Source organism: Nocardia uniformis NBRC 13702, assembly GCF_001613345.1.
Classification (GTDB): Bacteria; Actinomycetota; Actinomycetes; order Mycobacteriales; family Mycobacteriaceae; genus Nocardia; species Nocardia uniformis.
Map to the genome: position 1 here is coordinate 18,659 of NZ_BDCE01000002.1, position 25,295 is coordinate 43,953.

General features: G+C 65.5%; 28 protein-coding genes. 16 read left to right on the plus strand and 12 right to left on the minus strand.

The features are described from left to right. The first annotated feature begins 17 nt into the window (after positions 1–17). Genes trmB through NU1_RS00235 form a run of 3 tightly spaced genes read left to right on the plus strand, consistent with a single transcriptional unit; the run spans position 18 to position 4,779 of the window. The gene (trmB, locus tag NU1_RS00225) at positions 18–797 is read left to right on the plus strand and encodes a tRNA (guanosine(46)-N7)-methyltransferase TrmB (RefSeq protein ID WP_084520842.1); all 780 of its coding nucleotides are present in this window, start codon (positions 18–20) and stop codon (positions 795–797) included. Further along, complete coding sequence (locus NU1_RS00230) at positions 794–1,540, plus strand: NYN domain-containing protein (RefSeq protein WP_067516060.1); 747 nt, start codon at positions 794–796, stop codon at positions 1,538–1,540. The genes trmB and NU1_RS00230 overlap by 4 nt, the downstream gene beginning before the upstream one ends. Next, positions 1,540–4,779, plus strand: a complete 3,240-nt coding sequence (locus tag NU1_RS00235; protein WP_067516062.1) for an MMPL family transporter — start codon at positions 1,540–1,542, stop codon at positions 4,777–4,779. The genes NU1_RS00230 and NU1_RS00235 overlap by 1 nt, the downstream gene beginning before the upstream one ends. Here the strand turns inward: NU1_RS00235 and NU1_RS00240 are convergent. Then, entirely contained in the window at positions 4,776–5,204 is a 429-nt protein-coding gene (locus tag NU1_RS00240; RefSeq protein ID WP_067516064.1) for a nuclear transport factor 2 family protein, read from the minus strand. The two genes, NU1_RS00235 and NU1_RS00240, sit on opposite strands and share 4 nt — an antisense overlap. A gap of 198 nt (positions 5,205–5,402) precedes the next feature. On the opposite strand from NU1_RS00240, the gene NU1_RS41020 reads away from it, so the two are divergent. After that, complete coding sequence (locus NU1_RS41020) at positions 5,403–5,558, plus strand: hypothetical protein (protein WP_157551904.1); 156 nt, start codon at positions 5,403–5,405, stop codon at positions 5,556–5,558. 2 nt (positions 5,559–5,560) lie between these two features. Here the strand turns inward: NU1_RS41020 and NU1_RS00250 are convergent, their stop codons facing one another. From NU1_RS00250 to NU1_RS00270, 5 genes are all read right to left on the minus strand, one after another. Then, positions 5,561–6,394: an alpha/beta fold hydrolase gene (locus NU1_RS00250; RefSeq protein WP_067516109.1), complete on the minus strand. Its 834-nt coding sequence runs from the start codon at positions 6,392–6,394 to the stop codon at positions 5,561–5,563. 69 nt (positions 6,395–6,463) lie between these two features. Further along, entirely contained in the window at positions 6,464–7,156 is a 693-nt protein-coding gene (locus NU1_RS00255; RefSeq protein WP_067516068.1) for a DUF1707 SHOCT-like domain-containing protein, read from the minus strand. A 107-nt stretch (positions 7,157–7,263) separates the two neighbouring features. Continuing rightward, on the minus strand, positions 7,264–7,932 hold the full coding sequence (locus NU1_RS00260; RefSeq protein ID WP_067516070.1) for a response regulator: 669 nt from the start codon (positions 7,930–7,932) through the stop codon (positions 7,264–7,266). 1 nt (position 7,933) lies between these two features. Next, a complete protein-coding gene (macS, locus tag NU1_RS00265) occupies positions 7,934–9,103 on the minus strand; it encodes a MacS family sensor histidine kinase (RefSeq protein ID WP_170264327.1) in 1,170 nt (389 codons plus the stop codon). Further along, a complete protein-coding gene (locus NU1_RS00270) occupies positions 9,087–10,346 on the minus strand; it encodes an AI-2E family transporter (RefSeq protein ID WP_067516074.1) in 1,260 nt (419 codons plus the stop codon). Before NU1_RS00270 ends, macS begins: the two co-directional genes overlap by 17 nt. A gap of 434 nt (positions 10,347–10,780) precedes the next feature. Here NU1_RS00270 and NU1_RS00275 point away from each other — a divergent pair, with 434 nt between their 5' ends. From NU1_RS00275 to NU1_RS00285, 3 genes are read left to right on the plus strand one after another with little or no spacing between them, the layout of a single operon-like run. Next, positions 10,781–12,298, plus strand: coding sequence for an adenylate/guanylate cyclase domain-containing protein (locus NU1_RS00275; protein ID WP_067516111.1), 1,518 nt, complete (start codon positions 10,781–10,783; stop codon positions 12,296–12,298). Positions 12,299–12,302: 4 nt separating this feature from the next. Continuing rightward, positions 12,303–13,403, plus strand: coding sequence for a lysylphosphatidylglycerol synthase transmembrane domain-containing protein (locus NU1_RS00280; protein WP_067516076.1), 1,101 nt, complete (start codon positions 12,303–12,305; stop codon positions 13,401–13,403). 44 nt (positions 13,404–13,447) lie between these two features. Beyond that, on the plus strand, positions 13,448–13,840 hold the full coding sequence (locus NU1_RS00285; RefSeq protein ID WP_067516078.1) for a DUF3054 domain-containing protein: 393 nt from the start codon (positions 13,448–13,450) through the stop codon (positions 13,838–13,840). Between the two features lie 4 nt (positions 13,841–13,844). On the opposite strand, the gene NU1_RS00290 is transcribed toward NU1_RS00285, so the two are convergent. Continuing rightward, positions 13,845–15,524 (minus strand): NTF2-like N-terminal transpeptidase domain-containing protein, encoded by a 1,680-nt coding sequence (locus NU1_RS00290; RefSeq protein WP_067516113.1) that lies wholly within the window; start codon positions 15,522–15,524, stop codon positions 13,845–13,847. 348 nt (positions 15,525–15,872) lie between these two features. Between NU1_RS00290 and abmR the strand changes: the two genes are divergently transcribed. The 6 genes from abmR (at position 15,873) to NU1_RS00315 (ending at position 19,399) form a co-directional block, all read left to right on the plus strand. Continuing rightward, positions 15,873–16,496 carry an ATP-binding transcription factor AbmR gene (abmR, locus tag NU1_RS00295; RefSeq protein WP_067516080.1) on the plus strand — a complete coding sequence of 208 codons (624 nt, stop codon included), beginning with the start codon at positions 15,873–15,875 and terminating at the stop codon, positions 16,494–16,496. A gap of 136 nt (positions 16,497–16,632) precedes the next feature. After that, positions 16,633–16,776 (plus strand): hypothetical protein, encoded by a 144-nt coding sequence (locus NU1_RS41025; RefSeq protein WP_174565928.1) that lies wholly within the window; start codon positions 16,633–16,635, stop codon positions 16,774–16,776. A gap of 19 nt (positions 16,777–16,795) precedes the next feature. Further along, a complete protein-coding gene (aroQ, locus tag NU1_RS00300) occupies positions 16,796–17,236 on the plus strand; it encodes a type II 3-dehydroquinate dehydratase (RefSeq protein WP_067516114.1) in 441 nt (146 codons plus the stop codon). A gap of 159 nt (positions 17,237–17,395) precedes the next feature. Then, positions 17,396–18,325 carry an ABC transporter ATP-binding protein gene (locus NU1_RS00305; RefSeq protein WP_067516082.1) on the plus strand — a complete coding sequence of 310 codons (930 nt, stop codon included), beginning with the start codon at positions 17,396–17,398 and terminating at the stop codon, positions 18,323–18,325. Further along, a complete protein-coding gene (locus NU1_RS00310; RefSeq protein WP_067516084.1) occupies positions 18,322–19,173 on the plus strand; it encodes an ABC transporter permease in 852 nt (283 codons plus the stop codon). Before NU1_RS00305 ends, NU1_RS00310 begins: the two co-directional genes overlap by 4 nt. Further along, the gene (locus NU1_RS00315) at positions 19,163–19,399 is read left to right on the plus strand and encodes a helix-turn-helix transcriptional regulator (RefSeq protein WP_218027800.1); all 237 of its coding nucleotides are present in this window, start codon (positions 19,163–19,165) and stop codon (positions 19,397–19,399) included. The genes NU1_RS00310 and NU1_RS00315 overlap by 11 nt, the downstream gene beginning before the upstream one ends. Before the next feature lie 199 nt (positions 19,400–19,598). Here the strand turns inward: NU1_RS00315 and NU1_RS00320 are convergent, their stop codons facing one another. Together NU1_RS00320 and NU1_RS00325 are read right to left on the minus strand one after the other, a co-directional pair. Next, positions 19,599–20,468: an NAD(P)-dependent oxidoreductase gene (locus NU1_RS00320; RefSeq protein WP_067516086.1), complete on the minus strand. Its 870-nt coding sequence runs from the start codon at positions 20,466–20,468 to the stop codon at positions 19,599–19,601. 16 nt (positions 20,469–20,484) lie between these two features. Beyond that, positions 20,485–21,360 (minus strand): NAD(P)-dependent oxidoreductase, encoded by an 876-nt coding sequence (locus tag NU1_RS00325; RefSeq protein ID WP_067516088.1) that lies wholly within the window; start codon positions 21,358–21,360, stop codon positions 20,485–20,487. Between the two features lie 137 nt (positions 21,361–21,497). Here NU1_RS00325 and NU1_RS00330 point away from each other — a divergent pair, with 137 nt between their 5' ends. Continuing rightward, complete coding sequence (locus tag NU1_RS00330; protein WP_067516090.1) at positions 21,498–21,854, plus strand: winged helix-turn-helix transcriptional regulator; 357 nt, start codon at positions 21,498–21,500, stop codon at positions 21,852–21,854. On the opposite strand, the gene NU1_RS00335 is transcribed toward NU1_RS00330, so the two are convergent. Beyond that, positions 21,851–22,981 carry a glycerate kinase gene (locus tag NU1_RS00335; RefSeq protein WP_067516092.1) on the minus strand — a complete coding sequence of 377 codons (1,131 nt, stop codon included), beginning with the start codon at positions 22,979–22,981 and terminating at the stop codon, positions 21,851–21,853. The genes NU1_RS00330 and NU1_RS00335 overlap by 4 nt on opposite strands. 100 nt (positions 22,982–23,081) lie before the next feature. Between NU1_RS00335 and NU1_RS00340 the strand changes: the two genes are divergently transcribed. Next, entirely contained in the window at positions 23,082–23,411 is a 330-nt protein-coding gene (locus NU1_RS00340) for a GNAT family N-acetyltransferase (RefSeq protein ID WP_084520845.1), read from the plus strand. A gap of 8 nt (positions 23,412–23,419) precedes the next feature. Here the strand turns inward: NU1_RS00340 and NU1_RS00345 are convergent, their stop codons facing one another. Continuing rightward, the gene (locus tag NU1_RS00345; protein WP_067516094.1) at positions 23,420–24,178 is read right to left on the minus strand and encodes a lysophospholipid acyltransferase family protein; all 759 of its coding nucleotides are present in this window, start codon (positions 24,176–24,178) and stop codon (positions 23,420–23,422) included. Between the two features lie 54 nt (positions 24,179–24,232). On the opposite strand from NU1_RS00345, the gene NU1_RS00350 reads away from it, so the two are divergent. Further along, positions 24,233–24,847 carry a YqgE/AlgH family protein gene (locus NU1_RS00350; protein ID WP_281221081.1) on the plus strand — a complete coding sequence of 205 codons (615 nt, stop codon included), beginning with the start codon at positions 24,233–24,235 and terminating at the stop codon, positions 24,845–24,847. Positions 24,848–24,910: 63 nt separating this feature from the next. Here NU1_RS00350 and NU1_RS42105 read toward each other — a convergent pair. Continuing rightward, the coding region (locus NU1_RS42105) for an ABC transporter permease (RefSeq protein WP_371859744.1) at positions 24,911–25,295 on the minus strand (385 nt) is incomplete at its 5' end.

The following is a 25,295-nucleotide window of genomic DNA, read 5'->3' on the forward strand; positions in this document are numbered from 1 at the left end:
TCATCCAATACTGGACAATGGACGCCGTGAACGACGCCGCGAACCCCACCGCCGAGTCAGGTCCCGGGCCGCGGTCCACCTCGGTCGGCAACCGCCTCTACCCCCGGGTCACCAGCTTCCGGTCGCGCCGGGGCGCGCTCACCCCGCCTCAGCAGCAGTCCTGGGAGCGGATGTGGCCGCGGATCGGCCGGGATGTCTCCGACGAACCCCTCGACGCCGATGCCTGGTTCGGCCGGAGCGCACCGCTGATTATCGAGATCGGCTGCGGCACCGGCACCGCCACGGCGGCCATGGCCCTCGACGAGCCACAGTTCAATCTGATCGGTATCGAGGTCTACAAGCCTGGCCTGGCGCAGTTGGTGCAGCGGGTCGAGCGCGAGAACATCGAGAACCTCCGGGTATTGCGCGGCGATGCCGTCGATGTGTTGGAAAACATGATTGCTGAGCAGTCGCTCACCGGCGTTCGGGTGTTCTTTCCGGACCCGTGGCCGAAGGCTCGCCATCACAAGCGGCGGCTGTTGCAGCCCGCCACCATGAAGCTCATCGCATCGCGACTGCGCCCCGGCGGGGTACTGCACGTGGCGACCGATCATGCCGATTACGCGGAGTGGATCGCCGAAGTCGGCGCGGGAGAACCGCAGCTCATCGGCCTCAATGAGGCCACGGGGGGCAATTCGGACGATTGGCGCAAAACCGCACCAATCGGTTTCGAACGTCCGATTACCAAGTTCGAAAGCAAAGGACTCCGCGCGGGTAGCGCGATCAACGAGTTCATCTGGGGGAAGATCGAATCATGAGTGTCAGCGAGATGACCCCGGAGGTCACGGATGTTGCCGGAATAATGCACGGCACCCCCTCCGCGGAAGTGCCCGGCACCCCAGGCCTCGGTGTCAGTACCCCGGATGTGCGGCGCGTCCTGCTCGTATGGGACGCACCGAATCTCGATATGGGCCTCGGCGCGATCCTCGGCGGGCGCCCGACCGCCGCCTATCGCCCGCGCTTCGACGCCCTCGGCCGCTGGCTGCTGGCCCGCACTGCCGAACTGTCGGTAGGTAGCCCGCGCCGGGTCGAGCCCGAGGCCACCGTCTTCACCAATATCGCGCCCGGCACCGCCGATGTGGTGCGGCCATGGGTGGAGGCGCTACGGAATGTGGGCTACGCGGTTTTCGCAAAACCGAAGATCGACGAGGATTCCGACGTCGACAGCGATATGCTCGCCCATATCGAGCTACGTCGCCGTGGCGCGGGCCTGGCGGGCATCATGGTCGCCTCCGCGGACGGGCAGGCGTTTCGTGCCCCGCTCGAGGAGATCGCCGCGACCGGTATTCCCGTTCAGGTGCTCGGATTCCGCGAGCACGCGAGCTGGGCGGTCACGTCCGATATCCTCGAGTTCATCGATCTGGAAGACATCCCGGGCGTGTTCCGCGAACCGCTGCCCAGGGTGAGCCTCGAGTCGCTGCCCGACGAGGGAGCGTGGTTGCAGCCATTCCGGCCGCTTACCGCACTGCTCACCTCCCGCCCCGCTCAAGGAGTCGCTTAGTGTTCACCCGCTGGGGCGACCTGGTCTACAAGCTGCGCTTCGCCGTTCTCGGCATGGTGGCGGCTGGCATGCTCGCACTCGGTGGTTTCGGGTTCGGGCTGGAAAACCATCTCAGCGCCAGCGGGTGGTTCGACCCGACCTCACAGTCCGTGCACGCGGCGGAACTGAAGGATTCGGTATACGGGCGCGATCACAACAGTGACGTCGTACTGATGTACACCGCGCCCGACGGAAAGACCATCGACGATCCGGAATTCAGCCAGCAGGTCGTCGACAGCCTCAATTCCCTGCCACAGGACTATCCGGAGATCACCGGCGTCAACGGCGCGTACTGGAAAACCGATACCGGCCAGTGGATTCCGAATGTGGCGGGCAGTCAGGACAAGAAGTACGGTTTCGCCACCGTCGCCGTCAAGGGCGACAACGACAATGACATGCTGCGGAATACCAAGACGTTGTCCGAAGCCGACGCCTTCGCGATTCCCGGGGTAAAGGTCGAGGTCGCCGGTCTGCAACCGATCTCGTTCACCCTGCAGGACACCATTGCCAGCGACGTGAAACGCATGGAGCTGCTCGCGATTCCGGCCGTCGCGGTCCTGCTGTTCTTCATCTTCGGCGGTGTGGTCGCCGCCGCGCTGCCGCTGATCATCGGCGGGCTCACCATCCTCGCCTCCAACGGCATCATTATGGGGCTGACCAAGTTCACCGAGGTGAACTCGTTCGTCTCGGCCGTGGTATCGATGATCGGTCTGGGCCTGGCCATCGACTACGGACTGTTCATCGTGAGCCGGTTCCGGGAGGAGCTGGCCGAGGGCTATGACACGCGGGCCGCGGTGCGCCGCACCGTAATGACGGCGGGCCGCACGGTGACGTCGTCGGCGACCATGATTATCGCCGCCAGCGCTGGCATGCTGCTGTTCCCGCAGGGCTTCCTCAAATCCGTCGCCTACGGCACCATCGCCGCGGTCCTGCTGGCCATGATTTCCGCGCTCACCGTCCTGCCCGCGCTGCTCAGCATTCTGGGTCGGCGCGTGGATATGCTGGGCCTCAAGTGGATTCGCCGGACCAAAACCGCCGACGAGGTGGAGAGCGGATGGTGGGGCAAGCTCACCGCGTGGGTAATGAAGCATCCGCTCAAGGTCGCCATTCCGCTGACCATCGGGCTGCTGCTGCTCATCATCCCGGTGAAGAACCTGCAGTTCGGCGGAATCAGCGAAACCTATCTGCCGCCGGACAATCCGACCCGTGTGGCGCAGGAGCATTTCGACGAGATCTTCCCGCTGCGCAAGTCCGATCCGGTGCAGCTGATCATTGTCACCGACAATACGAAGAACATCGGTCCGATCCTCTCCCAGGCGAACAAGGCCCCGGGGCTGGTGCGGAACGCGCAGTTCGGGATTCCGGCCAAGCCGCCGAACGATTCCAATGTGTGGGTCACCGAGGCCACCGTCGTGGACAGCGCCGATCCCGAGGAGACCGTCGACTATCTGCGGTCGATGGAAGTGCCCGAGGGTGCGGAAGTAATGGTCACCGGCCAGCCGGTGATGATGATGGACAGCATCAATTCGCTGCTCGACCGCATGCCGTTGATGATCGCGCTGGTGCTGCTGATCACCACGATTCTGATGTTCCTCACCTTCGGCTCGCTGGTGCTGCCGCTCAAGGCGGCACTCATGAGCGCGCTCGGCCTGGGCTCCACGCTGGGCATTCTGACCTGGATCTTTATCGACGGCCACGGCGCGAGCCTGCTCAATTTCACTCCGCAGCCGATTATGTCGCCGGTCCTGGTGCTGATCATCGCGATCATCTACGGCCTATCGATCGACTACGAAGTATTCCTGTTGTCCCGCATGGTCGAAGCCCGCACGCAGGGTGCGAGTACCACCGAGGCGGTGCGCATCGGTACCGCGCAGACCGGGCGCATTATTACCGCGGCCGCACTGATCCTGCTGGTGGTGACGGGCGCGTTCGCGTTCTCCGATCTGGTGATGATGCAGTACATCGCCTACGGCATGGTGGCGGCGCTGTTCATCGACGCGACCGTTCTGCGCATGCTGCTGGTGCCCGCCACCATGAAGCTGCTCGGCGACGACTGCTGGTGGGCTCCGGCCTGGATGAAGCGAATCCAGGAGAAGATCGGGCTGGGTGAGCCGATCCTCGACGATGAGCGCCCCGGCGGCGGGGAGATGGTGGACCTGGTCAAGACCACCCCGGTCACCGATCCGGTCACGCTGCAGATGCCGGTTGTCACCGACGGATCCCCCGGCACCAAGCCGCGCACCTTCCGGAAACCACGGCCCGCCAGAATGGTCGACGTCGACAGCGAAGCGCCGACGCAACGATTGGACGATGCGACGGCCGTACTGCCGATCATCAAGCCGTCGGGCTCGGTGGCGCAGACCAATGTGCCGATCGCCCGGACCAGCGGCACACCCGGGACCACGCGCCCGCCCAGCTCACCGACCGCAATGGAATCGACCACGGCACCAATAGGTTCCGACGCGAACACCCGCAACGCGACGATCTCCGACACACCCGCGCAGCCCGGTGTAGGCGTGCAGCCCAGGGCCCTGACGAACCTCGACAGCGCGCCCTCCGGCAGCGAAACCGCGTCCCGCCCCGCACCATCGGCCGAACAGCCGGACACCCCGGCCCAGTCGGCCAGCGGTGTGGTTCCGCAGATCTCGCAGCCGGATGGGCACGCAGAGCAAGGCGATTCGCCCGTCGGAGGCGCCGAACGAGTTCTCCCGCCCCCGGGCGTACCGAAGCTCCCCCCGCACCCGGCCACCCGCGCCCAGCTCTACCAGCCGCACACCCCCGAGCCGCAGCCGACGGTACCGACGCATGCTCCGGAACAGCGTCCCGCCCCGGAACCAGCACCGGTGCAGCCCCAGAATCCAACTCCCACACAGGATTCGGACCCAACCCCGGCGAAACGTCCGGCACCCAGGCCACGCCAGCATTCGACCGCGACCCCCGATGACCCCACGGTCGAAACCCCGGCCACACCCCCGTCGGATCCGGTCGACCCCGAGCACTCGCCGACCCAACACTCCGCCGAGGACAACTCGCAGGGCGTCACCCGGGGCAGTATCGAACAGTGGATGTCCGACCTGCGTACCTCCCGCCGCCGCCCGGCCAAGGACGACAAAGTCGACGACGATGAGGGCCGCCACCGCGGCAACGAGGGCCGCACGGTCAGCGTCAACGAACTCCTCCGCCGCCAGAACCGCGATTAGTCCCTGCGGAAACCTCCGGTGTCCAGCGTCGCCAGGACACCGGCGGTATCGAGGTAGAACGGGCGGAAAGCGGTAATCAGCCCGTCGCGGAAAGTGATCCACTGCACCAGCTCGGTCTCGAGCACTCGTCCGCTGGCACGGGCGGTAAGCCGCCCACGGCTGTACACAGCGACGGTGTCGATATCGGCGACGAACCGCTGTTCGATGAATTCCAATGCGCTCCAGGCGTCCCCAAAAGCCGTCAGAAAGCGCGCGAAGTCGTCCCGCCCCCGCCAATCTCCGCCATAGGGCAGCGCAGGAGCCTGGGCCATGAGGACATCCGCGGCGAGATAGTCGGTCATCGCCTCGATCCCGGCGTCGCCTCGAATATAGGCGGCCTCAGCAGCGTAGAAATTTTCCAGAATGGCAAGCGAATCGGCGGTCATCCCCCGATACTCGCGGCGACACTGCGTCGAAACCGGCGGAAATCGGCCCTGGCGCTGCGTATCCCGCCAACTTGCCTAGACCGCCGGCCACTCCAACTCCTCGGTGATGGCGAGGCGGGTACGATGCTGCTGCGGTCCGACGTACCAGCTAGGAATGAAAGTTCCCGGCACAGCGCTGCGCCCATGAGGAGGCAGACGATGACTGATCCGAATATCGCCGACACTCCGCCCGATGAGGCTGATCGAGTACGCCGTCGCCTGCGCGAGCAATTCGCGGACTGGGTGCGGACTGGCGGCCTCGAGGAGGAACAACCGACCCCGTCGCCGCAATCCCCGGCAGGCCCGGCGAACTGAGTTCAGGCCACGTGTCTGATTGCTCGCGCCATAGAAGCGCGCACCTCAGCGGTAATGAGGTCGGGCGCTTCGAGCATGGGGACGTGGCCTACGCCGGGTAGGGGGCGGACCTCGGTTGTCGGGTGGTTCGCGAAGGCGTTGGGGGCGTAGAAGTGGGGTGGGAGGATGCGGTCGTGTTCGGGCAGGAGCACCGTCACCGGGATGTCCAGATCGGCTAGTTCGGTGAAACCCGTTGGTACCGAGGGGTCTTCGGCCAGGTCGGTAATGATGTCGCAGCGGCCGGGGGCGGCGGACATGGCGGTGGCGAGGCGGTTGGAGACCGCGGCGGGGCGGTGGGCGAGGAGGGGGACCAGGAGGCTGCGGAGCATGGAGGGCATGACGGGGCGGCCGTTGGGGGTGCCGAGGCCGACCAGGGGGCCGAAGGAGCGGAATTTGCGGATGAGGGATTGGGCGGCGAGGCCGTCGGGCCAGAATCCGGCCGGGGCGATGGCGGTTACCGTGGTGGCGCGGCCGCGGGCGGCGAGTTCGAAGGCGAGCCAACCGCCCAGTGAATTTCCGACGAGATGGGCTGTGCGCCAACCGACTTCGTCGAGGCAGGCTTCGACGAAGTCCGCCAGCGCGGAGATGGTGGCGGGACGCTGTGCCGCCGGTCCGCCCCAGTGGCCGGGGAGGGTGAGGGCGAGCACCTCGTGGTCGCGGGCCAGGTCCTCGATAATGGGTTCCCAGGACTGCCAGGTGAGCACGAATCCGTGCAGCAGTAGCACCGGCTCGCCACGGCCGGTGCGCCGACTCGGTTCGGGTGCCGGAATCGAATCGGCCGAGTCGTGATCCACCATAATCGTGACGATACCGGGCGCGACTTCCGTCCGCCGTGCCACGATCGGCCGGTTTGTCCGACGCTGGGCTTACATCCCGTGCATGAACTTCCGCCAGTGCGCCGCGAATGGGTGCTTGGCGGTGACGGAGCCGAAACGGATACGGCCGTGCACAACCAGATGCAGTGGCCCTATCGGAGGACCGGTGCGGACCTTATTGTTCACGCTGGAGCCGATGAGGTCGAGTCCGTTCAGGTCGACGGTGGCTTCGGCCGGCACGATCAGCGTCAGCGAGCTGAAATTGTCGTTCATCCGGATCTCCACCACCTGGGTGGACATGATCGCCTGGGTGAAGTCCAAGGTCACACCGCCGAAAATATTGTCCAGCAGCATTGTCGGCGCGACATGCCACGGACCCTTGCGAGTCGTATTGGACAGTCGGCTGCGAATCACATCCCCGGTCGCATTGGTGCGCGGTGCGGCCGCGGGGTGCGGTACCGGCGCATGCGGCGGTTTCACGAACCGCTGCTGCTGCGGCGCGGGCTGACCGACCAGCCGGATACCGGGCAGATCGATGAGTACGGCATTGAGTTCACCGCGTGTCTTCGACGCCAGTACCGTATCCATGCGTTCGGTGAATTCACCCAGCGACAGCATGCCGAGTCCGACGGCGCGTTGCAGCAGCCGTCCGACGTGTTCGCGTTCGGCGTCGGATATCCGCAGATCCCGGTCGCCCACCACATGCTCGGTACCCGGCTCGGAAACCGTTTCAGGACCACCCATGCATTCGAGGTTAGCGATGAACCGGGTGCTCGCGCATCAGGGCAATCCCTGAATCATGAGGGTGGATTCCGGCCAAAAACACGCCGGAACGACGAGGGGCTACAGCACTACTCCAGACCCTGCTCGATCGCGTAGCGGGCCAGCTCCACGCGATTGCCTAGCTGCAACTTGCGCAGCGTGGACTGCACATGGTTCTCCACCGTGCGATGGCTGAGGCTCAGACGGTTGGCTATCTGCTTGGCGGACAGGCCTTTCGCGACCATGCGCAGGACTTCGGTTTCGCGATCGGTGAGGGCGGGACGGTGCGGTTCGTCACGGTCGGGCGGGGCATTGGCGATACGGCGGTACTCGCCGAGGACCAGTCCGGCCAGGCCGGGCGTGAAGACCGCCTGACCGGCGGCGGTGGCGCGGACGGCATCGAGCAGTTCGGTCGCCGACGCGCTCTTCACCAGGTAGCCGATGGCACCGGCCTTGATGGCGTCGAGCACGTCATCGCGTTCGGCCGACGCCGACAGCACCAGTACCCGGCTCTTCGGGGAGACCCGCAGGATTTCGGTGGTCGCGGTGGCACCGTTGCCGTCGGGCAGGTTCATATCCATCAGGACCACGGCGGGCCGCACGGCGGCGGCGCGGCGGGTGGCGGCGCCGACACCGTCCGCGGTGGCGATCACCTCGAATCCGGCCTCGGCGAGGTCACGGGCGACACCGTCGCGCCACATCGGGTGGTCATCCACCACCATGATCGTAATCTGCTGCTCACCAGCGGTTTCCGACATCTCACCTCCCATTGTGTCGCGGAATACGGAATTCCCACTCGGTACCGGTCTCATCGTCATCGAGCAGCTGCGCCGTACCACCGAGTGCGGCGATGCGGCCGATAATGGACCGGGTAACCCCCAGTCGTCCTTCGGCTTCGGCGGCAGCGAGTCGACCGACGGGAATTCCCGGGCCGTCGTCGCGCACGCTCACAATCACCTCGTCACCGGTGTCCTCCACCAGCACATAGGCTTTCGCGCCCGGTCCGGCGTGCTCGGCGACATTGGACAGGGCCGCGCCGACCGCGCCGGCTATCTCCCGCGCGGTCCACCGCCCCAGTGGCACCGGCTGGCCCGGTGTGGATACGAAGATCGACGGTGACGCCTGCGTGGTGAGCAGCGGCCGCAGATCTTCCTCCCCACCCTCACTGTCGGTGCGCCCGACCTGCTCGGAGATGAGCACCCGCAGGGCGACCTCCTGCTCCCCCGCCCGATCAGCCAATTCCGCGGTGGGTCCGCCGATTTCGCTCCCCCGCCGCTTGATATAGCTGAGTACCTGCAGCACCCCGTCGTGCACCTCGCGCGCCAGTCGATCGCGCTCCTGGGTCGCGGCATTCAATCGCACCGCCTCCTGCAACTGCTGTTGCGCACGCCGAGCGGTATTGGCCGCCAAGCCGATTGCCAGCCCGACCGAGATGAGTACGGGTGTGGTGGCGTCCTTCCACAGATCCACATCCCATTGTGCGCGAACGGTGGTGGCGACAACGGAAATCAGCGCGCCGGAGCCGATCCCGCCGAGCGGCCCCCACGCAATGGCGGCGGACATCACCGCATTGGCGGCCCACAGGGTGGTGGGCAGCGTCTGATGCCCGTGGTACCAGTCGAAGTCGGAAACCAGTCGAGTGGAGAACATGAGCGCGATCACCACCACCTGATCGCCCACCACCACCGCGGTCCGTAGCCGGGGCGCGTTTCGAATCAACCACTGCGACAGCAGAATCGCCGAGACCAGGGACCACAGCACCATCACCCCGATGAGCGCCCAGCTCAAGCCCTGATGGGTGTAGTACCGCACCGATGCGATCTGCTGGCCGATGGCGTAGATCAGAGTGACGAGCCGAAATACCTGCGCCGCCCGCCACAGTGGCGCGGCGGCGGCATAGTCCGGATCGAGTTCAGTCCTCGCCGTCACCGGTATCGCTCCGCGTGGAGTTCGGCGGGTCGGACCGCTCCGGTTCGGCCTTCCCGGCTGGTACGGGCGGTTTCAGCCCGTACCGATCCGGATCGGGATCATCGGGCTCCCCCGCATCGAACATCGGCTTGCGCGGATCCCCGGTATGCAATTCCTGATACCGCTCCTCGGGCGAATCGGCCAGCAGCGATCGAATGGCGGTATTCAGTACGGCCACGAACGGCACGGCGAGCAGACCGCCCGCGATTCCGGCCAACACCACACCGGTGGTGATGGCCAGCACCACCGCGAGCGGATGGATGCGCACCGCACGGCCCAGCAGAAGTGGTTGCAGCACATGTCCTTCCAGCTGCATGATCGCAATGGTGATACCCAGCACGATCAAGGCGGTGACCAGGCCCTTGGTCATGAGCGCGACGAATACCGCCACCGATCCGGCGATAAAGGATCCGATAATCGGAATGAACGCGCCGATGAATACCAGCGACGCCAACGGTAGCGCGAGCGGCACACCGAGAATCGCGAGCCCCGCCCCGATTCCGATGGCATCCACCGCCGCCACCAGCACGGTCGCACGCACGAATCCGGTCAGCGTCCCGAAGCCGAGCCGTCCGGCTTCGCGCACCCGCTCGCGCTGCACATTCGGCACGATCCGGGTGACGAATCCCCAGATCTGATCCCCGCCGTAGAGGAAGAAGATGAGAATGAACAGCGTCAGGAAGATACCGGTGACGAAATGGCCGATCGCGGTGGCGGTGGTGAGTGCCCCGCTGGTCAGCGTGTCCTGATTCGCCTCGATGGTCTTGACAATGGCGTCGCCCGCATTCTGGATCTGCTCATTGCTCAGATGCGGCGGCCCGGTGATCAACCAGTCCTGAATCTCCTGCACGCTGTGCTTGAACTGCTCCGACAGCTGCGGCACACCGATAACGAACTGCTCCACCACAAAGGTCATCACCCCCGCGAGCAGTCCGAGCGAACCGGCCAGCACTACGAACACCCCGATCGAGCGAGGCACCCCGTACCGCTGCATCACATCGACCGCCGGTGCCAGCAATGCCGCCCCCAGGAGCGCGATGGCCAGCGGAATGGTGACAGTGGATAGTCGCTGAGCGATCCAGGCGACCGCCAGCACCGCGGCGAAGATAAGCAAGAGCCGCCAGGACCACTCCGCGCCCTGCCGCACAATCGGGTGCACCGCCTCGGTATCCCGCCGCCGACCCGCACCGCGGGTTTCCGACACTGCCGATCTTGACTGCCCCTCACTCACGTTGCGAGCCTACTGTCTCCCCCGCCTCTCCGAATCTTCAGCGCGCGGCCGAGAGCCGTTGACATTTATGAATGCGTGCCGGTGTGTGGGAGCCGCGCCGATTCTGGGCGTACCCCGGGAGTTACCCCGATCTCCCCCGCCTCCCCGAGACTTCAGCGCACGGCTGAGAGCCGTTGACTGTTGTGTACGCGTGCCGGCGGTCGGGAGCCGAGCCGATTGTGGGCGTACCCGGTGAGTTACCCCGATCCTTACGAGATCAGTTGTCCCGATTTGAGGAAGCGGGCGGGTTCGGGCTATGACGCAAAGTTCGACGAAGATTCAGGGCGGAGGCGGGGAGGCGGGGGAACGCAGCCCTTCCCGCTAGATTGGTGGGCGTGTCGGCGCCCCTCGAAGCGGTCAAACAGACCATGCGAACCCGCTGGCCGCTGTACCTCGCATCCATGCTGGCGGCCAATGCGTTCGGTGCTGTCCTGGTGTGGGCGTTCATTCAGTACGGGCTGCCGGTGCCCGAGGGCGAGACGGCCGCGACCCGCCAGACCGGTCTGCTGATTCCGGCGCTGGTCTTCATGGTCGGCGGTTTTCTCAGCCTGTTCGCGTCGGCGCTCATGCTGCGACCGGTGATGCGCTGGCAGATGCGCGGCGGCCCACCGAGTCGGCAGGAGCAGATGGCGGCACTGCATGCGCCGCTGCGACAGGCCATCGTGCATCTGGCGTTGTGGCTACTGTGCGGCGGCGTGCTGGCGTCGCTGATCATTGTGCGGGCGCCGGGATTGGCGGCCGCGGTGATCGTGACGCTGTGTATGGCCGCCACCATTGTTTTCGGCTTCACCTACATGCTGGGCGAGCGGATTCTGCGGCCGGTCGCGGCGGAAGCGCTGACCGTCGGCGCGTTCGACCACACCCTGACCCCCGGTGTCGGCACCCGAATGGCGATGACCTGGGGCATGGGCACCTTCGCGCCGGTGATCGCCATCGTGCTGCTGTGCGTCACCCAGATTTCCTCGCGCGTGCAGTTTTCCGCCGAGTCGCTGGCGGTATCGATTCTGCTGCTGTGCGGTGTGGTGATCATGCAGGCATTGGCACTGTCCATGTTGACCGCATCGAGTATTTCCGATCCGATTCGCCAGCTCAGCCAGGCCATTGATCGCGTGCAGGAAGGCGCGCGGGATGTGCAGGTGGAAGTATTCGACGGTTCGGAAATCGGTCTGCTGCAGGTTGGCTTCAACCGCATGATGGACGAAGCCGCCAAACGACGCGAACTGCAGGAATTATTCGGTCAACACGTCGGCGAGGACGTAGCGCGACGGGCTTTGGAGTATGGCACCGAACTCGGTGGTGAAACGCGATTCGTCGCGGTCTTGTTCGTCGATATGGTCGGTTCGACCGCTACCGCCGCGGAACGTCCGCCGACCGAAGTCGTCAGTTTGCTCAATGAGTTCTTCCGCATCGTGGTGGATGTGATCGACCGCCATCACGGTTTGATCAATAAGTTCGTCGGCGATGCCGCCCTGGCCATCTTCGGTGCACCCCTGGACCGCCCGGATGCGCCCACCGCCGCTCTGGCCGCGGCCCGTGAGCTGCGCGAAGCCCTGCGCGAGGTACCTGGCCTGGATATCGGCATAGGCGTTTCCGCAGGTCTGGCGGTCGCCGGAAATATTGGTGCGGCAAATCGCTTCGAGTACACGGTTATCGGAGATCCGGTGAACGAGGCGGCGCGATTGACCGAACTCGCCAAGGATCGCACCGAACGGGTGCTCACCAGTTCGAGCGCACTGTACTTCGCCGATGAACCCGAACAGCGGCATTGGGAGACCGGTGAGGAGGTGCAGCTGCGTGGACGTAGACGGAAAACCCGGTTGGCCTGGCCAAAGGAAAGCGTCGACCCGATGGATGCAGACGCGGCTGCCATCAGTTCGTTAGGGTGAACACGTGACGGCCCAGAGTGAAACGCGCCGCCGATTCTGGTGGGTGAAATGGGTAGTGGGCGTCGCACTTTGCGGTCTGCTGATTTCCGAGGCTGTTTATCTATACCCCCGCCTGCACGAATCCTGGAAGAACCTGACCGAAATCCATTGGGGATGGGTAATCGCCTGCGTCTGGATGCAGGCGATTTCCATGAGCGGGTACGGCCGTATCCAGAAGCGGTTACTGCGCGCGGGCGGCGTGCGGGTGAGTCAGCTCAAATCGGTATCGGTGGTGTACGGCTCCACCGGAATGGCATTGACACTGCCTGCCGGGCAGGTGTTCTCGACGACCTTCACCTATCGGCAGATACGGCGCTGGGGCGCGAGCCCGATCGTGGCGTCGTGGCAGCTGGTCATGTCCGGCGTGGTGGCCGCCGCCGGACTGGCCGTTCTGAGCGTGCTGGGCGCGCTGCTGGCGGGCTCCGAGGTGGGGCCGGTCAAGCTGATCGTGACGCTCGGCGCGGTAGCGCTGCTGGTGTGGGCCGGAAACTACATCTCCAACCACCCCGGCACCGTCGAAGGGTTATTGCGCCGAATCCTGCATCTCGTCAACCGGATTCGGCACCGGCCGACCGCTGAGGGCATGGATAAGGTCGATGAGATCCTCAACCAGCTGGAATCGGTGGAATTGGGCCGCCGCGACGGCGCGTGGGTCGCCTGCTGGGCCATGGTGCACCGCCTCGCCGACGTCGCCTGCCTGGGCGCGGCCTGCTACGCGGTGGGCGCGGACCCCCGCCTCGCCGGGCTCATGCTCGCCTTCGCCGCCGGGAAAGCCGTCGGCACCATCCCCTTGGCTCCGGGCGGCATCCTCTATGTCGATGCCACTCTCATCTACAGCCTCACCGCCTTCGCCGGATTGCCCGCGGCCCAGGCGGTCGCCGCCGCCTTCGTCTACCGCCTGGTCAGCTTTATCCTGGTCGCCATTGTCGGCTGGATAGTCTTCGCCTTCCTCTTCCGCAAACCGCAAGCCGAGGACGCGGCATACGAGAAGGAATTCGAGGAACGCCGCGCCCCGCTGGTCAGCGAGCGCCGCACCGATACCGAGCCCGAAACCGGCCCAGCCTGACGGTCGCGGCAGCGGCGGCGCAGCCGCCCATTACCCTGTGCGGCGTGAAGAAACCGCTGCCGTTCGTCATCGATGCCGTGCTGGTGGTCTTGTTTTGCGCAATCGGGCGGAGCAGCCATGACGAGGCGATTCTGACCGGACTAGCACGTACCGCCTGGCCGTTCGAGATCGGGTTGATCGTGGGTTGGGCGATCGCGTTCGCGCTGTGCTACTCGCAGGCCGATCGTGAGTTCGATACCGCGGTGCGACGTTTCGACGGCTGGGCGCTGTGGCCGACCGGAGTCATTATCTGGTTGACCACCCTCGTCATCGGCATGCTGTTGCGCGTGGTCAGCGGCCAGGGCACCGCCTTCAGCTTCATCCTGGTAGCGGCCACCGCCCTGGCGCTCTTCCTACTCGGCCCCCGTGGTGCACGGAAAGCCCTGCGCGGGAACTGATCCCCTAGGCGTCGTCCGGGCTGGCGAGTGACTGGAGCATGCGCGCCGCCATGCGGGCGGTGGCGTCGGCGCTGTCCACATCGTCGATGTGTACCGCGAAGGCCAGGTCGCCCATGGTGGCAATGAGCCAGCCATTGGATCCGGCGGTGGCGGCGTAGGCATTGACGTCCTGGTAACGACGCAGGCTGACGAGCGCCGGGCTACCGCTGGCGTCGCGGAGCATGGTGCGGAGCTTGTCGGTGACATTGCCGGGGAGCGGGGCGAGTTCGCCGTCGACGGCGGCGGGGCTACCGATCTCGATCATGGGTTTGGGGGTCTCGCCCCGAGCGATGGCGGCAGCGGCAATGGCCATTCCCCAGGGGCTGGCCAGCAGGGAATCCCCCGCTCCGCCCTGTTTGACCTGTTCACCGCGACCGCCGGTGGGTAGCCGGCCACTGACCTCGTCCAGGCCCGGCACCTTGAAATCGACACCGATACCCAGCACGGTCGCCGCCTCGGCGACATCATTGGCCGAGACATCCTGCGGCGCCTTGTTCTTCACCAGCGCGGCCACATTCTTGAACAGCTCCACCATGCCGCCGACCGGGTACAGCCCGGTGAACGCCACCGATCCGTGCGCACTGGCCTGACTGTTCTGCGCAACCGCGACCACCGCGCCGGAGGACGGCTGAATCGCCACGATCGAGGCCGGGGTTCCGTAACTGACCACGGCATCCTCGGCCGCGCGCTGCAATCGCTGATCCATGGTGGCCGGAATATCCTGCGTGGGCGGACCCTGCTCACCGGCGAGCTGGGTGACGAACCTGCCGTCGGATTCGAACAGCTGCACACCCCAACCGGCGCGACTATCGCGTTTGTCCTGCCACACCTTGCGCAGCGCGTCCAGCATGGGCGACCACACCCGGCGGTCGGCGGAGATGAGGCGCGGCTGCTTCTCCATCACCACGCCCGGAATGGCCGCCATTCGCGATTCGAGAATGGCGAAATCGCCGTCACGCAGATTGACGGCGACAATCGGCTTACCCTGCGAGGCCGAGAGCTGTTGCAGCAGCGAGTCTCCGGTAATCAGCGGCGCGACCGGTTCGATGGCGTCGGAGAGGGCGTGGCTGGAGCCCACCGGATCACCGGTCTTGGTCGGGTCGAGCTTGATCACATTGATGGTCTGCTGACTCATCAGCGGCGCGCCCGCAATGTCGTTGACCTTCGGGGGCGGCTCGGCGTAGGTGCGGACGAGTTTCACCGTGCGATTGCTCTCGAGCCGCGGCATGACGACCGTGGGCTCCCAGGAGATGCGCCAGCCGAGGCTGAGCTTGCGAATGGTGCCTTCCAGGTCGTACTTCCAGGTCTTGTTCTCGCCGAAGTCCCAAGCAGCGGTGAGGCTGAACAGACCGGTGGTGCCGTCGAGGTTGATGAACTGGGTCATTTCGTAGTCGGCTTTGCCCGGGTTCAGCCCATTGAAAACTTGCTTCAGGGTTGCCGAGGCGCCACTCGGATAAGACGTCAGCCGTGCGGCCGCGTCGTAGTCCTGATCATCGAGCAGTTCGGTGAACTTCTCGACCACGGCCTCCGGGCCGTTCGCCCGCTCGCGTACCGCGCACGAACCCATCCCAATCGCGAGGGCAACCACCCCCGCGAGTGCAATCGCGGCCCGTACCCGGAAGCGGCGGGAGCCCCACACATCCATATCGCCCACTCTTCACTCTTGCCACTTCAGCAACAAGACCACGGTACCGCGAAGCGGTTGCCCGCGGTGCCACCTTCACACCTGGCGTGCCACGCCGAGCACCACCACCATAGTGCCGGAAACGTACGGTCGACGCCGATTACCGGATAGGTGGTCCGCCAACGACTTCCATGCCGAACGGCTCTGACCGACCGATTGGCAGACCAGTCCTGAATACCCGCCCGAGGCGGTCACCAACCCTTCGCACCAGTTCTATCACGTTCTCGGAGAGCGGAATCCACACGCGCCGAAGAGTTGTAACGTTGTAATCAGCATTACAACTCCAGGCAGTAAGTGAGAGAGCCCGCTATGAAATACGGACAGCGCGGACGCGGATTCGGACGACCCGGAGGTTGGCAGCAGGCCGATCTCCCGGACCCCGCGGACGCTTCCGATTGGTTTGCTGGTCGATTGCCATCCGAATGGTTCACCGGTCCGGCAACACTCGAGATCGATCGCGACGAGATTGTCGTGGTCGGCGAACTCCCCCTCCCCGAGACCGAAGCCGAACGCCCAGCCGCCGAGGAAGCGGCCGAACCCGCACCGGAGGCGGCCGCCGAACCCGCCGGGGTATCCCAGGCCACCCGCGATGGGCTCATCGCCCGTTTCCGCGAATCCACCCGCCCCGCCCGCATGCAGATCGCCAATGAGGCCCAGCATCGCTACGGCCGCAGCGTGGCCTGGGGTGTCACCGTCGGCGGCGAACGAATTATGTTCACCCACCTGGCCGTACCGGTCATGACCCGGCTGCGCCAGCCCGAACGCAAGGTCCTCGACACCCTCGTCGACGCCGGGGTGGCCCGGTCTCGCTCCGATGCCCTCGCCTGGACGGTGAGATTGGCGGGCGAACATGCGGAGTCGTGGCTCGAAGAACTGCGCGACGCCATGCGCAAGGTCGATGAGCTCCGCTCCGAGGGCCCCCGCGATCTGTAGCCGCTCGCCGGAGGGTCGACGTCAACCGTGCAGCGCACGACCGGTTTTCGATTCGGGATGGTTGGCGAGACCGTCCGGTGTGTCCTCGTACACCAGGCGTCCACCGTGCCGTCCCGGCCCCGGCCAGAGGTCGATAATGTGGTCGGCCTGCGAATGGCTGATCCTCCGGATCGGGCTGCTCGGCGCGGATTTCACCATCGAAGAGCCCGCCGAATTCCGCGACCGCGCCCGGGAACTCGCCGATCGTCTGCACCGAGCCGCGGCCCGCCCGGCGCGCTGATTCCAATACAGTGTCGTTCATGGCTGAATCCAGCGGCCCGATCCTCGTGCTCAACGGCCCGAACCTGAATATGCTCGGCACCCGCCAACCCGAGGTGTACGGCAGCGACACCCTCGACGATGTGGTCGAGCTGTGCCGCGGGACGGCGGCCCGGTTCGACCGGGAGATCAGCGCCTTCCAGTCCAATCACGAAGGCGCGCTGATCGACCGCATCCATGCCGCCCGAGGCGTGGAATCCGCCATTGTCATCAACCCCGGCGGCCTCACCCACACCTCCGTGGCGCTGCGCGACGCCCTCGTCATTCCCGAGGTCCCCATTGTGGAGGTGCACATCAGCAATGTGCACGCCCGCGAGGCCTTCCGCCACCACTCCTATATCTCGCCCATCGCCACCGCCGTCATAGCGGGAATGGGCATCCAGGGCTACGCGGCGGCGGTCGAATACCTCTGCACCCGCTGAACAGGCGCTGATACCGAGAGCACCGAGCGGCCCCGTGACCGGAAGGTCATAGGGCCGCTTTTTGCGTGCCCGCACCTCCGGTCAAGGAATAGCTTGTGCGCCATGAAATGTAGTACATATACTACGAGTCATCACTAACCCACGACAGGGAGGGAAACCATGACAGTGGGTGAGGGCGTAGTTCTCAACGTCGAGAATCTGCGCATGCGGTACGGCAGTACCGACGTTCTGCACGATGTGACATTCCAGGCGCAGCTCGGCGAGGTGCTGGTTCTGCTCGGCCCGAATGGCGCGGGAAAGACCACCACCATCGAAATCCTCGAAGGGTTCCGCACGCGCTCCGCAGGCCGGGTCGAAGTGCTCGGCATCGATCCCGCCCACGGCGACGAACAGTGGCGGGCGCGGGTGGGAGTCGTACTGCAGTCGTGGCGCGACCACAGCAGGTGGCGGGTGCGCGAACTGCTCGCCTACCTCGGCTCGTTCTATGCCCCCTACGGCACGGCCGATGTCGAACGCCCCTGGGACGCCGACAAACTCATCGAAATGGTCGGCCTCACCGAACAGTCGAACTCCCTGATCAGTTCCCTGTCCGGCGGACAGCGTCGCCGGATGGACGTGGCGATCGGCATTGTCGGACGCCCCGAGGTGCTCTTTCTGGACGAACCGACCGCGGGCTTCGACCCGGAGGCGCGCCGCGAATTCCACGACCTGGTGCATCGGCTCGCGGATGACCAGCAGACCACCGTCCTGCTCACCACCCACGATCTGGACGAGGCCGAAAAACTCGCCGACCGGATACTCATCCTGGCCGGAGGGCGCATTATCGCCGACGGCTCGGCCGATGAGCTGTCCCGCCGCATCGCGGGGGAAGCCGAGGTGCGCTGGACCTGCGATGGCCAGCGTTTCGTGCACACCACCACCGAATCGACCAAGTTCGTGCACGAACTCTTCCAACAGCACGGTGATCGGATCAACGAACTGGAGGTGCGCCGTGCATCGCTGGAAGACACCTATATGACACTGGTACGCCAATACGAGTCCGGCCGTAATGAGGCCGACGTGCGCACTCTGGAGGAGGTCACACGATGAATCCGACCACGGTCGCGATCCGGGCCGGGGGCACCCGCGCATGGATCGAGCTGCGGCAAGCGTTCACCAGCACCCAGGGCCTGCTCAATCTGTTCCTCTTTCCGATCCTCATCCTGATCGCGCTGTTCTTCATGCGGCACGGGTCTTTTCACGAGACCGGACTGAAGCTCGGCACGCTAGCACTGCCGGGCGTACTCGGCAGCGTCCTCGCATTCAACGGTCTGTACTGGATGACGGAATACCTGGTTCTCGACCGGGAAGACGGAACATTGTTGCGCGCCAAGGCAATACCGAACGGCATGGTGGGGTACCTGATCGGCAAGCTCGGCGCGAGCGCGGGCCAGGTGCTGATTCAGGTGGCATTCCTGCTGGTCGTGGGCGGGTTGATCGTCGGTGGATTGTCCGTCGATGGAGTCGGCGGCTGGCTGACCCTGGCGTGGGTGGTGACACTCGGGCTGCTCGCGGTGTTGCCGCTGGGTGCGATCCTGGGCTCGATCATCGAGGGCGCTCGCGGCACCTTCTTCCTGACCATGCCACTGATGGCACTGATCGGAATTTCGGGGATCTACTATCCGATCACGGTCCTGCCCGGCTGGGTTCAGGCCTTGGCCCAGGTGTTTCCGATGTATTGGCTGGGGCTCGGTATGCGATCGGCGCTGCTGCCCGCCGATACCGTGGTGGTCGAGATCGGGCAGTCCTGGCGCCATCTGGAGACGGTCGCGGTGCTGGGTGTCTGGGCACTGATCGGACTACTGGTGGCACCGATGGTGTTGCGGCGCATGGCCCGGGGTGAATCGGGCTCGACCGTGGCTTCCCGCCGGGAGAAAGCACTGCAGCGTGCCTACTGAGGTCATCTACAACCGGATCGCCATGCTGCGTGCCGAACGCGGCATCTCCCGCCGGGAATTGGCCGAAGCGCTCGGCGTGCACTATCAGACGATCGGGTACCTGGAGCGTGGCGAATACAGTCCGAGTCTGCATCTGGCACTGCGGATTTCGGAGTATTTCGAGGTACCGGTGGAGGTTATCTTCGCTACGAAGCCCTTCCCGCGCCTCGGTGCTGAGCCCAGCTAGGGCGGTGTCGGTATCGTTCGCGGGTGAACCTATTCGTCATCTCGTAGTGCTTTCGGCCGGGATCTACCACGTGCAGTGTGGATTCCGGCCAAAAGCATGCCGGAATGACGGGGGCGGCGCGGACCCCCTGGACGCTGCTGGGCACCGCACCGGCCTCCGCTCGCTGGTCCAGACCGGAGCGGGTCACGGACCACGGAGTTCAGGTGCCACGAATGAGGCGGTAGGTGGAGACCGGTTCCCCGGCCGCCTCGGTGGCTGCCAGGGCCCTGCGCCAATACGCCTGTGCGGTGCGGAGCAGCGCGGCGTCGACGCCGACATCCGTACTGGCCTCGATAGCGTGCTGGGTGCTGGCATCCATCATTCGCATGGTCGAGATATCGCCCCAGCCGCCGGATTTCGCGAGGTCGGAGAAAACCGTGAATGAGGTTTTCATGCTGTCGAGGAATCGCACCGCGTGCGGGACGAAGTCGTCGACAGCTTGACCGGAGCGTTCGATCGTCGCCAGGGCTTGCTCGTAGGCGAGGATCAGCGGGTGCATCAGGATGAGCAGGCCCTGGTAATACACCTGGGAGAGGCCGGGATCCTCGCCCAGGTATTCGGTCGGTGTCAGCAGCCGCAGCAGATCGGCGTGCTCGTCGAAGACCGCGCGGGGACCGCTGTAGAAGATGTAGGATTCCGGGGATTCGATGCTCTCGCCGTCGGCGATGACGCCGCCCGTAAGGAACTGTGCGCCATGCTCTTCGGCCCATGCCGCACCCTTGCGGGCATTCTCCGGTGAGTCCGAGGAGAGATTGGCGATCACCTTGCCCCGCAGGTGATCGGCGACCTGCCCGAGTACGTCGTACATGGCCGAGTAGTGGGTCAGGCTGAGTACGATCACCTCATTGGCGGTGAGCGCTTCGGCGACAGTGTCGGCCCGCTTCGCCCCGAGTTCAACCATGGCGTCGGCCTTCTCGGCACTGCGATTCCACACTGTCACGGCCACACCCGCCGCGAGGAAGGCCCGCACCATGGCCTGCCCCATGGGGCCGAGACCGATTACCGTCACCATGCGCTGTTGTTCAGACATGCTGTGCCCCTTCGATTCAGCGCTCATCGCCGCGCATGAGTTCGTAGGTGGAGACGGCTCGGCCCGCCTGCTCGCTGGCGGCAATGGCCTTGCGCCAGTAGTTCTGGGCGGTGTGCGAGAAGGTCGCGTCGACACCGACCTCTTCGCTCGCGTCGATAATGTGCTGCGCGCCCGCATCCATCATCTTCAGACTCGCCAGATCGGCCCAGCCGCCGTTCTGATTGGCCGCCGCGAACTCCTCCATGAAGGTCGGGTATGCCGCGGCGGACCGGACGGCGAACGCGACGAACTGCGCGATATCGGCCCCGGACCGATCGATCATGGCGGTCGCCTGGTCGAAGGCGAGCAGCCAGGGGTGGAACATGGTGAGCAGAGCCTGGTAGAACACCTGCGCCTGACCGTCATCGGTACCCAGGTACTCCTGCGGGCTCAATGGCCGCAGCAGTTCGGAGTGCGCGTCGAATACTTCGCGCGGGCCGCTGTAGAAGATGTAGGACGCCGGGTGCTCGATATCGTCGCCCGCCGACATGACGCCGCCGGAAATGAACTGCGCCCCATGCGATCGCACCCACTTCGCGCCCTCACGCGCCTGCTCCGGCGAATCGGAGGACAGGTTGGCGATCACCTTGCCGGACAGGTGCTCGGCGGCCGGGCCGAGTACGTCGTACATGGCGGCGTAGTGGGTGAGGCTGAGTACCGCCACCGCATTGGCGTCCAGGGCGTCGGCGACGGTCGCGGCGCGCTTGGCGCCGAGTTCGACCATGGCGTCGACCTTCCCCTGGCTCCGGTTCCACACCGTCACCTCGTGCCCGGCCTTCAGGAAGGCGCGAACCATCGACTGACCCATCGGTCCGAGACCGATGACGGATACGGAAAACTGCTGCTGAGACATGTTTTTCTCCTGAAGGAATTCAAGGCTGGAAGCTGTTCGACGAGATCGATATTGCCGTCGCCGGATAGGCTCGGGAAGACCGCACGTTCGAGTGGGGTTGCTTACCTCGAGGTTCGAATTCTGGTCAGGAGGTCGCGATGCGAGACAACAGTGACGCGGATCACGAAATCTGTGGCATGTCTGTCGCCATCGATGTGGTCGGCGGCAAATGGAAGCTCCACCTCATGTGGGTACTCGGCGACGGACCGCGACGTTTCGGCGAGATCCGACGGCTACTGGAGGGGGTCAGCGAAAAGGTGCTGGCCGAGAACCTCCGGCAATTGGAGGCCAGCGGTGTGGTCCGCCGCGAGATCTTCCCCGAAATCCCACCCCGCGTGGAGTATTCGCTCACGGCGCTCGGCGACAGCCTCAACGTAGCCCTGCGGCCCCTCGAAGAATGGGGCGAATGCAATCGCGACGAAATCCTCGGCCAACCCCTGACCGCCGCGTCCTAGCCGAGCCCGGTGCCGTTCGCACCTATCTGCTTGCCGACGCGTTCCAGCAGGTCGGCGGCATTGGCCATACAGCGGGACGGGTTCGATTCGAGGTCGGAAAGCGCTTGGGAGGCAGCGAAACCCGCGGCCTGCAGTTGTGCGCGGGACAGACGGATGCGACCCGCAACGGCCATGACCGGGATGCCCGCGGCCCGGGCCGCGTGACAGACACCGATGGGGGCTTTGCCGTGCAGGCTCTGCGTGTCCAGGGAGCCTTCGCCGGTAACCACCAGATCGGCGTTAGTGAGGTGGGCGGAGAAGTCGATGAGGTCGAGGACCACCTCGATGCCCGGCCGGGGAGAAGCGCCCAGCACCGCCATCGCACCGAAACCGGTACCTCCGGCCGCGCCCGCGCCGGGGCGGGCGGCCTGTTCGGGTGCGACCAGTCGAGCCCAATTCGTCAGGGCGGCTTCGAGAATCGCCAGGTCGTCCGGACCCGCGCCCTTCTGCCGCGCGTATACCGCGACGGCCCCGGTCGGTCCGAGTAGCGGGTTGTCCACATCGCTGGCGAGGGTGATGCGCGCCCGGGCCAGCGCCGGATGCAGACCGGTCCGGTCCACCTCGGCGGCATGCCGGAGAGATACACCGCCACTGGGCAATTCATGGCCCTCGGCATCGAGAATCCGCAGGCCCAGCGCCTGGAGCATACCCGCGCCGCCATCGGTGGAGGCGCTGCCACCGAGACCGAGGACGATTTCGCGGGCACCGTGGTCGAGGGCGTGCGCGATCACCACGCCGAGACCGTAGGTATTGGCGTGCAGCGGATCATGTTGTCCACCGCGCAGTTTCGACAGGCCGACCACGGCGGCCAGTTCGATGACGGCGGTATCGGCGCGCCGGGCGTAGACGGTGGGTGCGGGACGGCCGGTGGGGCCGGGGGCGTGCAGCGCCACGCGGTTCCACCCCGCGGCCAGGAAGGCGGCCACGGTGCCGTCGCCGCCGTCGGCTATCGGCAGCTGGTGGATATGCGCGCTGGGCGCGGTACGGGCAATGCCACGGGCGAGTGCGGCCGCTACTTCGGCGGCCGTGAGTGAACCCTTGAACTTGTCGGGGGCGAGCACTACCCGGTGTGGTCCCTGCTGCGTCACCCCCACAGTGTGTACGGTTTCGGCCTTCGCGACACGCCCGTAGGGCGGAGATACGCAAACCGGGCAAACCGACGGCGACGCACCCGATAGCGTTTCAGACATGCCGAGTGAGTCGATCAAGACGATGGAAGTTCGCAAGAACACCGCACTGGATCGCTTCGAACTGCTGGTCGAGGGGGTGGTGGCCGGTATCGCCGCCTACCAGGACACCGCGAACGAGCGCGCGTTCGTCCACACCGAGATCTATCCGCAGTTCGAGGGGCAGGGCTACGGGCGCAAACTCGTCCAGATGGCGCTGGACACCACCCGAGACGAGGGTTACGGCATCCTCCCGCTGTGTCCGATGGTGCATCACTTCGTCGAATCCCGTCCGGAATATCTGGTGCTGGTCCCGCTGTGGTCCCGACAACGATTGAACCTGCCCCAATAGACCTCTGATCAGTAAGCGGCGACCGCCCCGTCGAGGGCCGTCTGGAGTTCGGCGCGGACCAGGCGCGCGATTTCGGCGGGGCGCGCGGGTAGTTCCACCGGGACCCCGAAATAGAAGCTGGCCGATTTGGCCTCCTCCTTGCTGGGCTCCACCGTCGGATCCGTGCGGGGACCGTAACTGAGGCCGAGGGATACCAGCACCGGCTGCGCACCCAGCTTCATGGCCCGGAAACCGATATGCCCGATACCGCTGCCCACCGACTGCACCTGGGTCGGATCCACGTTATTGCAGGTGCCCTCCGGGAAGACCGCCACCCCGTCGCCGCGACGCAACCGTTCGGCGCATACATCGATCATTTGCTGACCGGCGGCGTTCACCGCGCGCAACCCGTGGTCCTTACCGCGGAATACCGGGATCCCGCCCATCATGTCGATCCGCCGCCGCAGCTTCTCCTCGAGGAAGAGTTCGTCCTTGGCCAGCACCCGGGTCCGTCCGATGACGGGCCGCAACACACTGCTCCAGGCCGCCGCGGCCACCGTGTACGGATCCAATTGCGAGAGGTGATTGATCGAGATGAGCAGTGGCCGCCGCTGGGAGACCAACTCCCGCAGGCGCTCCCGCGCCGCTGGCGCATATGCGACGCGCGCCCGATAGCGCCGCGCCAGCAGGGCGTAGGCCCCCCGGGCCTGCCACCGGTTCTGCTGATGATCGCGATAGAACTCGTAAACCGCATCACTGTTCTCGAGGACTACCTCGGGACGTTCCATGGCCTCACCCTAATAGGCACTCCAAATATTGTGTCCCGGTGGAATGATGGCGGGGTGGCACGCGCAGAGGATCACGGCGACAGATCTCGACGCGAATCCCGGCACGACGAAAACGTGGTGCGGCCGGGAACCTTATTGGTGTCCGCGACCGACCTGGTGGAGTCCTCGTTCCGGCGCACCATCGTGTACATCGTCGAACACAATGACGCGGGCACTCTCGGCGTGGTGTTGAACCGGCAGAGCGAAACCGCGGTCGCCGATGTGCTGCCCAAGTGGGCCGAATTGGCGGCGACACCGCAGTCGCTCTACATCGGCGGGCCGGTGAAACGCGATGCCGCGCTGTGTCTGGCCCTGACGAGGGTGGGCACCGACATCGACGGGGTGTCGGGTTTACGCAGGGTGGATGGGCGCATCGCGCTGGTGGATCTGGATTCCGATCCCGACCGGATCGCCCCGCTGGTCGAGGGTCTACGAATATTCGCGGGGTACGCCGGCTGGACCTTCGGACAGTTGGAGGGGGAATTGGATCGCGGTGACTGGCTCGTGCTGTCGGCGCTGCCGACCGATCCGATCGCGGGTCGGGGCGACCTGTGGGCGCAGGTGTTGCGCCGCCAGCCGCTCCCGCTGTCGCTATTGGCGACCCACCCCATCGAGGTCGAACGCAATTAGCGGTGGGCCCGCGGGGCGACAATACGAAACCCCCGCCGCAGCGGGGGTTTCGCGGTATTCACCTCAGTTGATGCGGCGGCGGAACTGACTGGTGGCCCAGAAGTATCCGCCGATGGCGATGGCCGCGATCCAGAGCAGCGCCAGGATTCCGTTGTTCCCGATCTCCGCGCCAATGAGCAGTCCGCGGATGGTTTCACCGATCGGGGTGAAGGGCTGGTATTCGACGAACTGCTTCACACCGACGGGCATGGTGCTCGCGGGCACCAGACTCAGGAAGGGCAGCATGACGATGGGCATGGGCAGATTGCTGGCGCTCTCCGGGTTCTGTGCGACCAGACCGAAGGCCGCGGCCAACCAGCTGAGCGCGAAGATCACTGCGGTAATCAGCCCGAAGGCAGCCAGCCACTCCAGTACATCGGCGTTCGGACGGAAGCCGATAACCAGCGCC

Bases quoted from the DNA above. Each gene is read 5' to 3' on its own strand.
- NU1_RS00305 (WP_067516082.1), top strand. From the start codon at position 17,396: ATGACAGTGGGTGAGGGCGTAGTTCTCAACGTCGAGAATCTGCGCATG.
- NU1_RS00320 (WP_067516086.1), bottom strand. From the start codon at position 20,468: ATGTCTGAACAACAGCGCATGGTGACGGTAATCGGTCTCGGCCCCATG.
- abmR (WP_067516080.1), top strand. From the start codon at position 15,873: ATGAAATACGGACAGCGCGGACGCGGATTCGGACGACCCGGAGGTTGG.
- NU1_RS00230 (WP_067516060.1), top strand. From the start codon at position 794: ATGAGTGTCAGCGAGATGACCCCGGAGGTCACGGATGTTGCCGGAATA.
- NU1_RS00240 (WP_067516064.1), bottom strand. From the start codon at position 5,204: ATGACCGCCGATTCGCTTGCCATTCTGGAAAATTTCTACGCTGCTGAG.
- NU1_RS00260 (WP_067516070.1), bottom strand. From the start codon at position 7,932: ATGTCGGAAACCGCTGGTGAGCAGCAGATTACGATCATGGTGGTGGAT.
- NU1_RS00340 (WP_084520845.1), top strand. From the start codon at position 23,082: ATGCCGAGTGAGTCGATCAAGACGATGGAAGTTCGCAAGAACACCGCA.
- NU1_RS41025 (WP_174565928.1), top strand. From the start codon at position 16,633: ATGTGGTCGGCCTGCGAATGGCTGATCCTCCGGATCGGGCTGCTCGGC.
- NU1_RS00310 (WP_067516084.1), top strand. From the start codon at position 18,322: ATGAATCCGACCACGGTCGCGATCCGGGCCGGGGGCACCCGCGCATGG.
- aroQ (WP_067516114.1), top strand. From the start codon at position 16,796: ATGGCTGAATCCAGCGGCCCGATCCTCGTGCTCAACGGCCCGAACCTG.
- NU1_RS41020 (WP_157551904.1), top strand. From the start codon at position 5,403: ATGACTGATCCGAATATCGCCGACACTCCGCCCGATGAGGCTGATCGA.
- NU1_RS00275 (WP_067516111.1), top strand. From the start codon at position 10,781: ATGCGAACCCGCTGGCCGCTGTACCTCGCATCCATGCTGGCGGCCAAT.
- NU1_RS00255 (WP_067516068.1), bottom strand. From the start codon at position 7,156: ATGGGTGGTCCTGAAACGGTTTCCGAGCCGGGTACCGAGCATGTGGTG.
- NU1_RS00250 (WP_067516109.1), bottom strand. From the start codon at position 6,394: ATGGTGGATCACGACTCGGCCGATTCGATTCCGGCACCCGAACCGAGT.
- NU1_RS00345 (WP_067516094.1), bottom strand. From the start codon at position 24,178: ATGGAACGTCCCGAGGTAGTCCTCGAGAACAGTGATGCGGTTTACGAG.
- trmB (WP_084520842.1), top strand. From the start codon at position 18: ATGGACGCCGTGAACGACGCCGCGAACCCCACCGCCGAGTCAGGTCCC.
- NU1_RS00325 (WP_067516088.1), bottom strand. From the start codon at position 21,360: ATGTCTCAGCAGCAGTTTTCCGTATCCGTCATCGGTCTCGGACCGATG.
- NU1_RS00330 (WP_067516090.1), top strand. From the start codon at position 21,498: ATGCGAGACAACAGTGACGCGGATCACGAAATCTGTGGCATGTCTGTC.
- NU1_RS00290 (WP_067516113.1), bottom strand. From the start codon at position 15,524: ATGGATGTGTGGGGCTCCCGCCGCTTCCGGGTACGGGCCGCGATTGCA.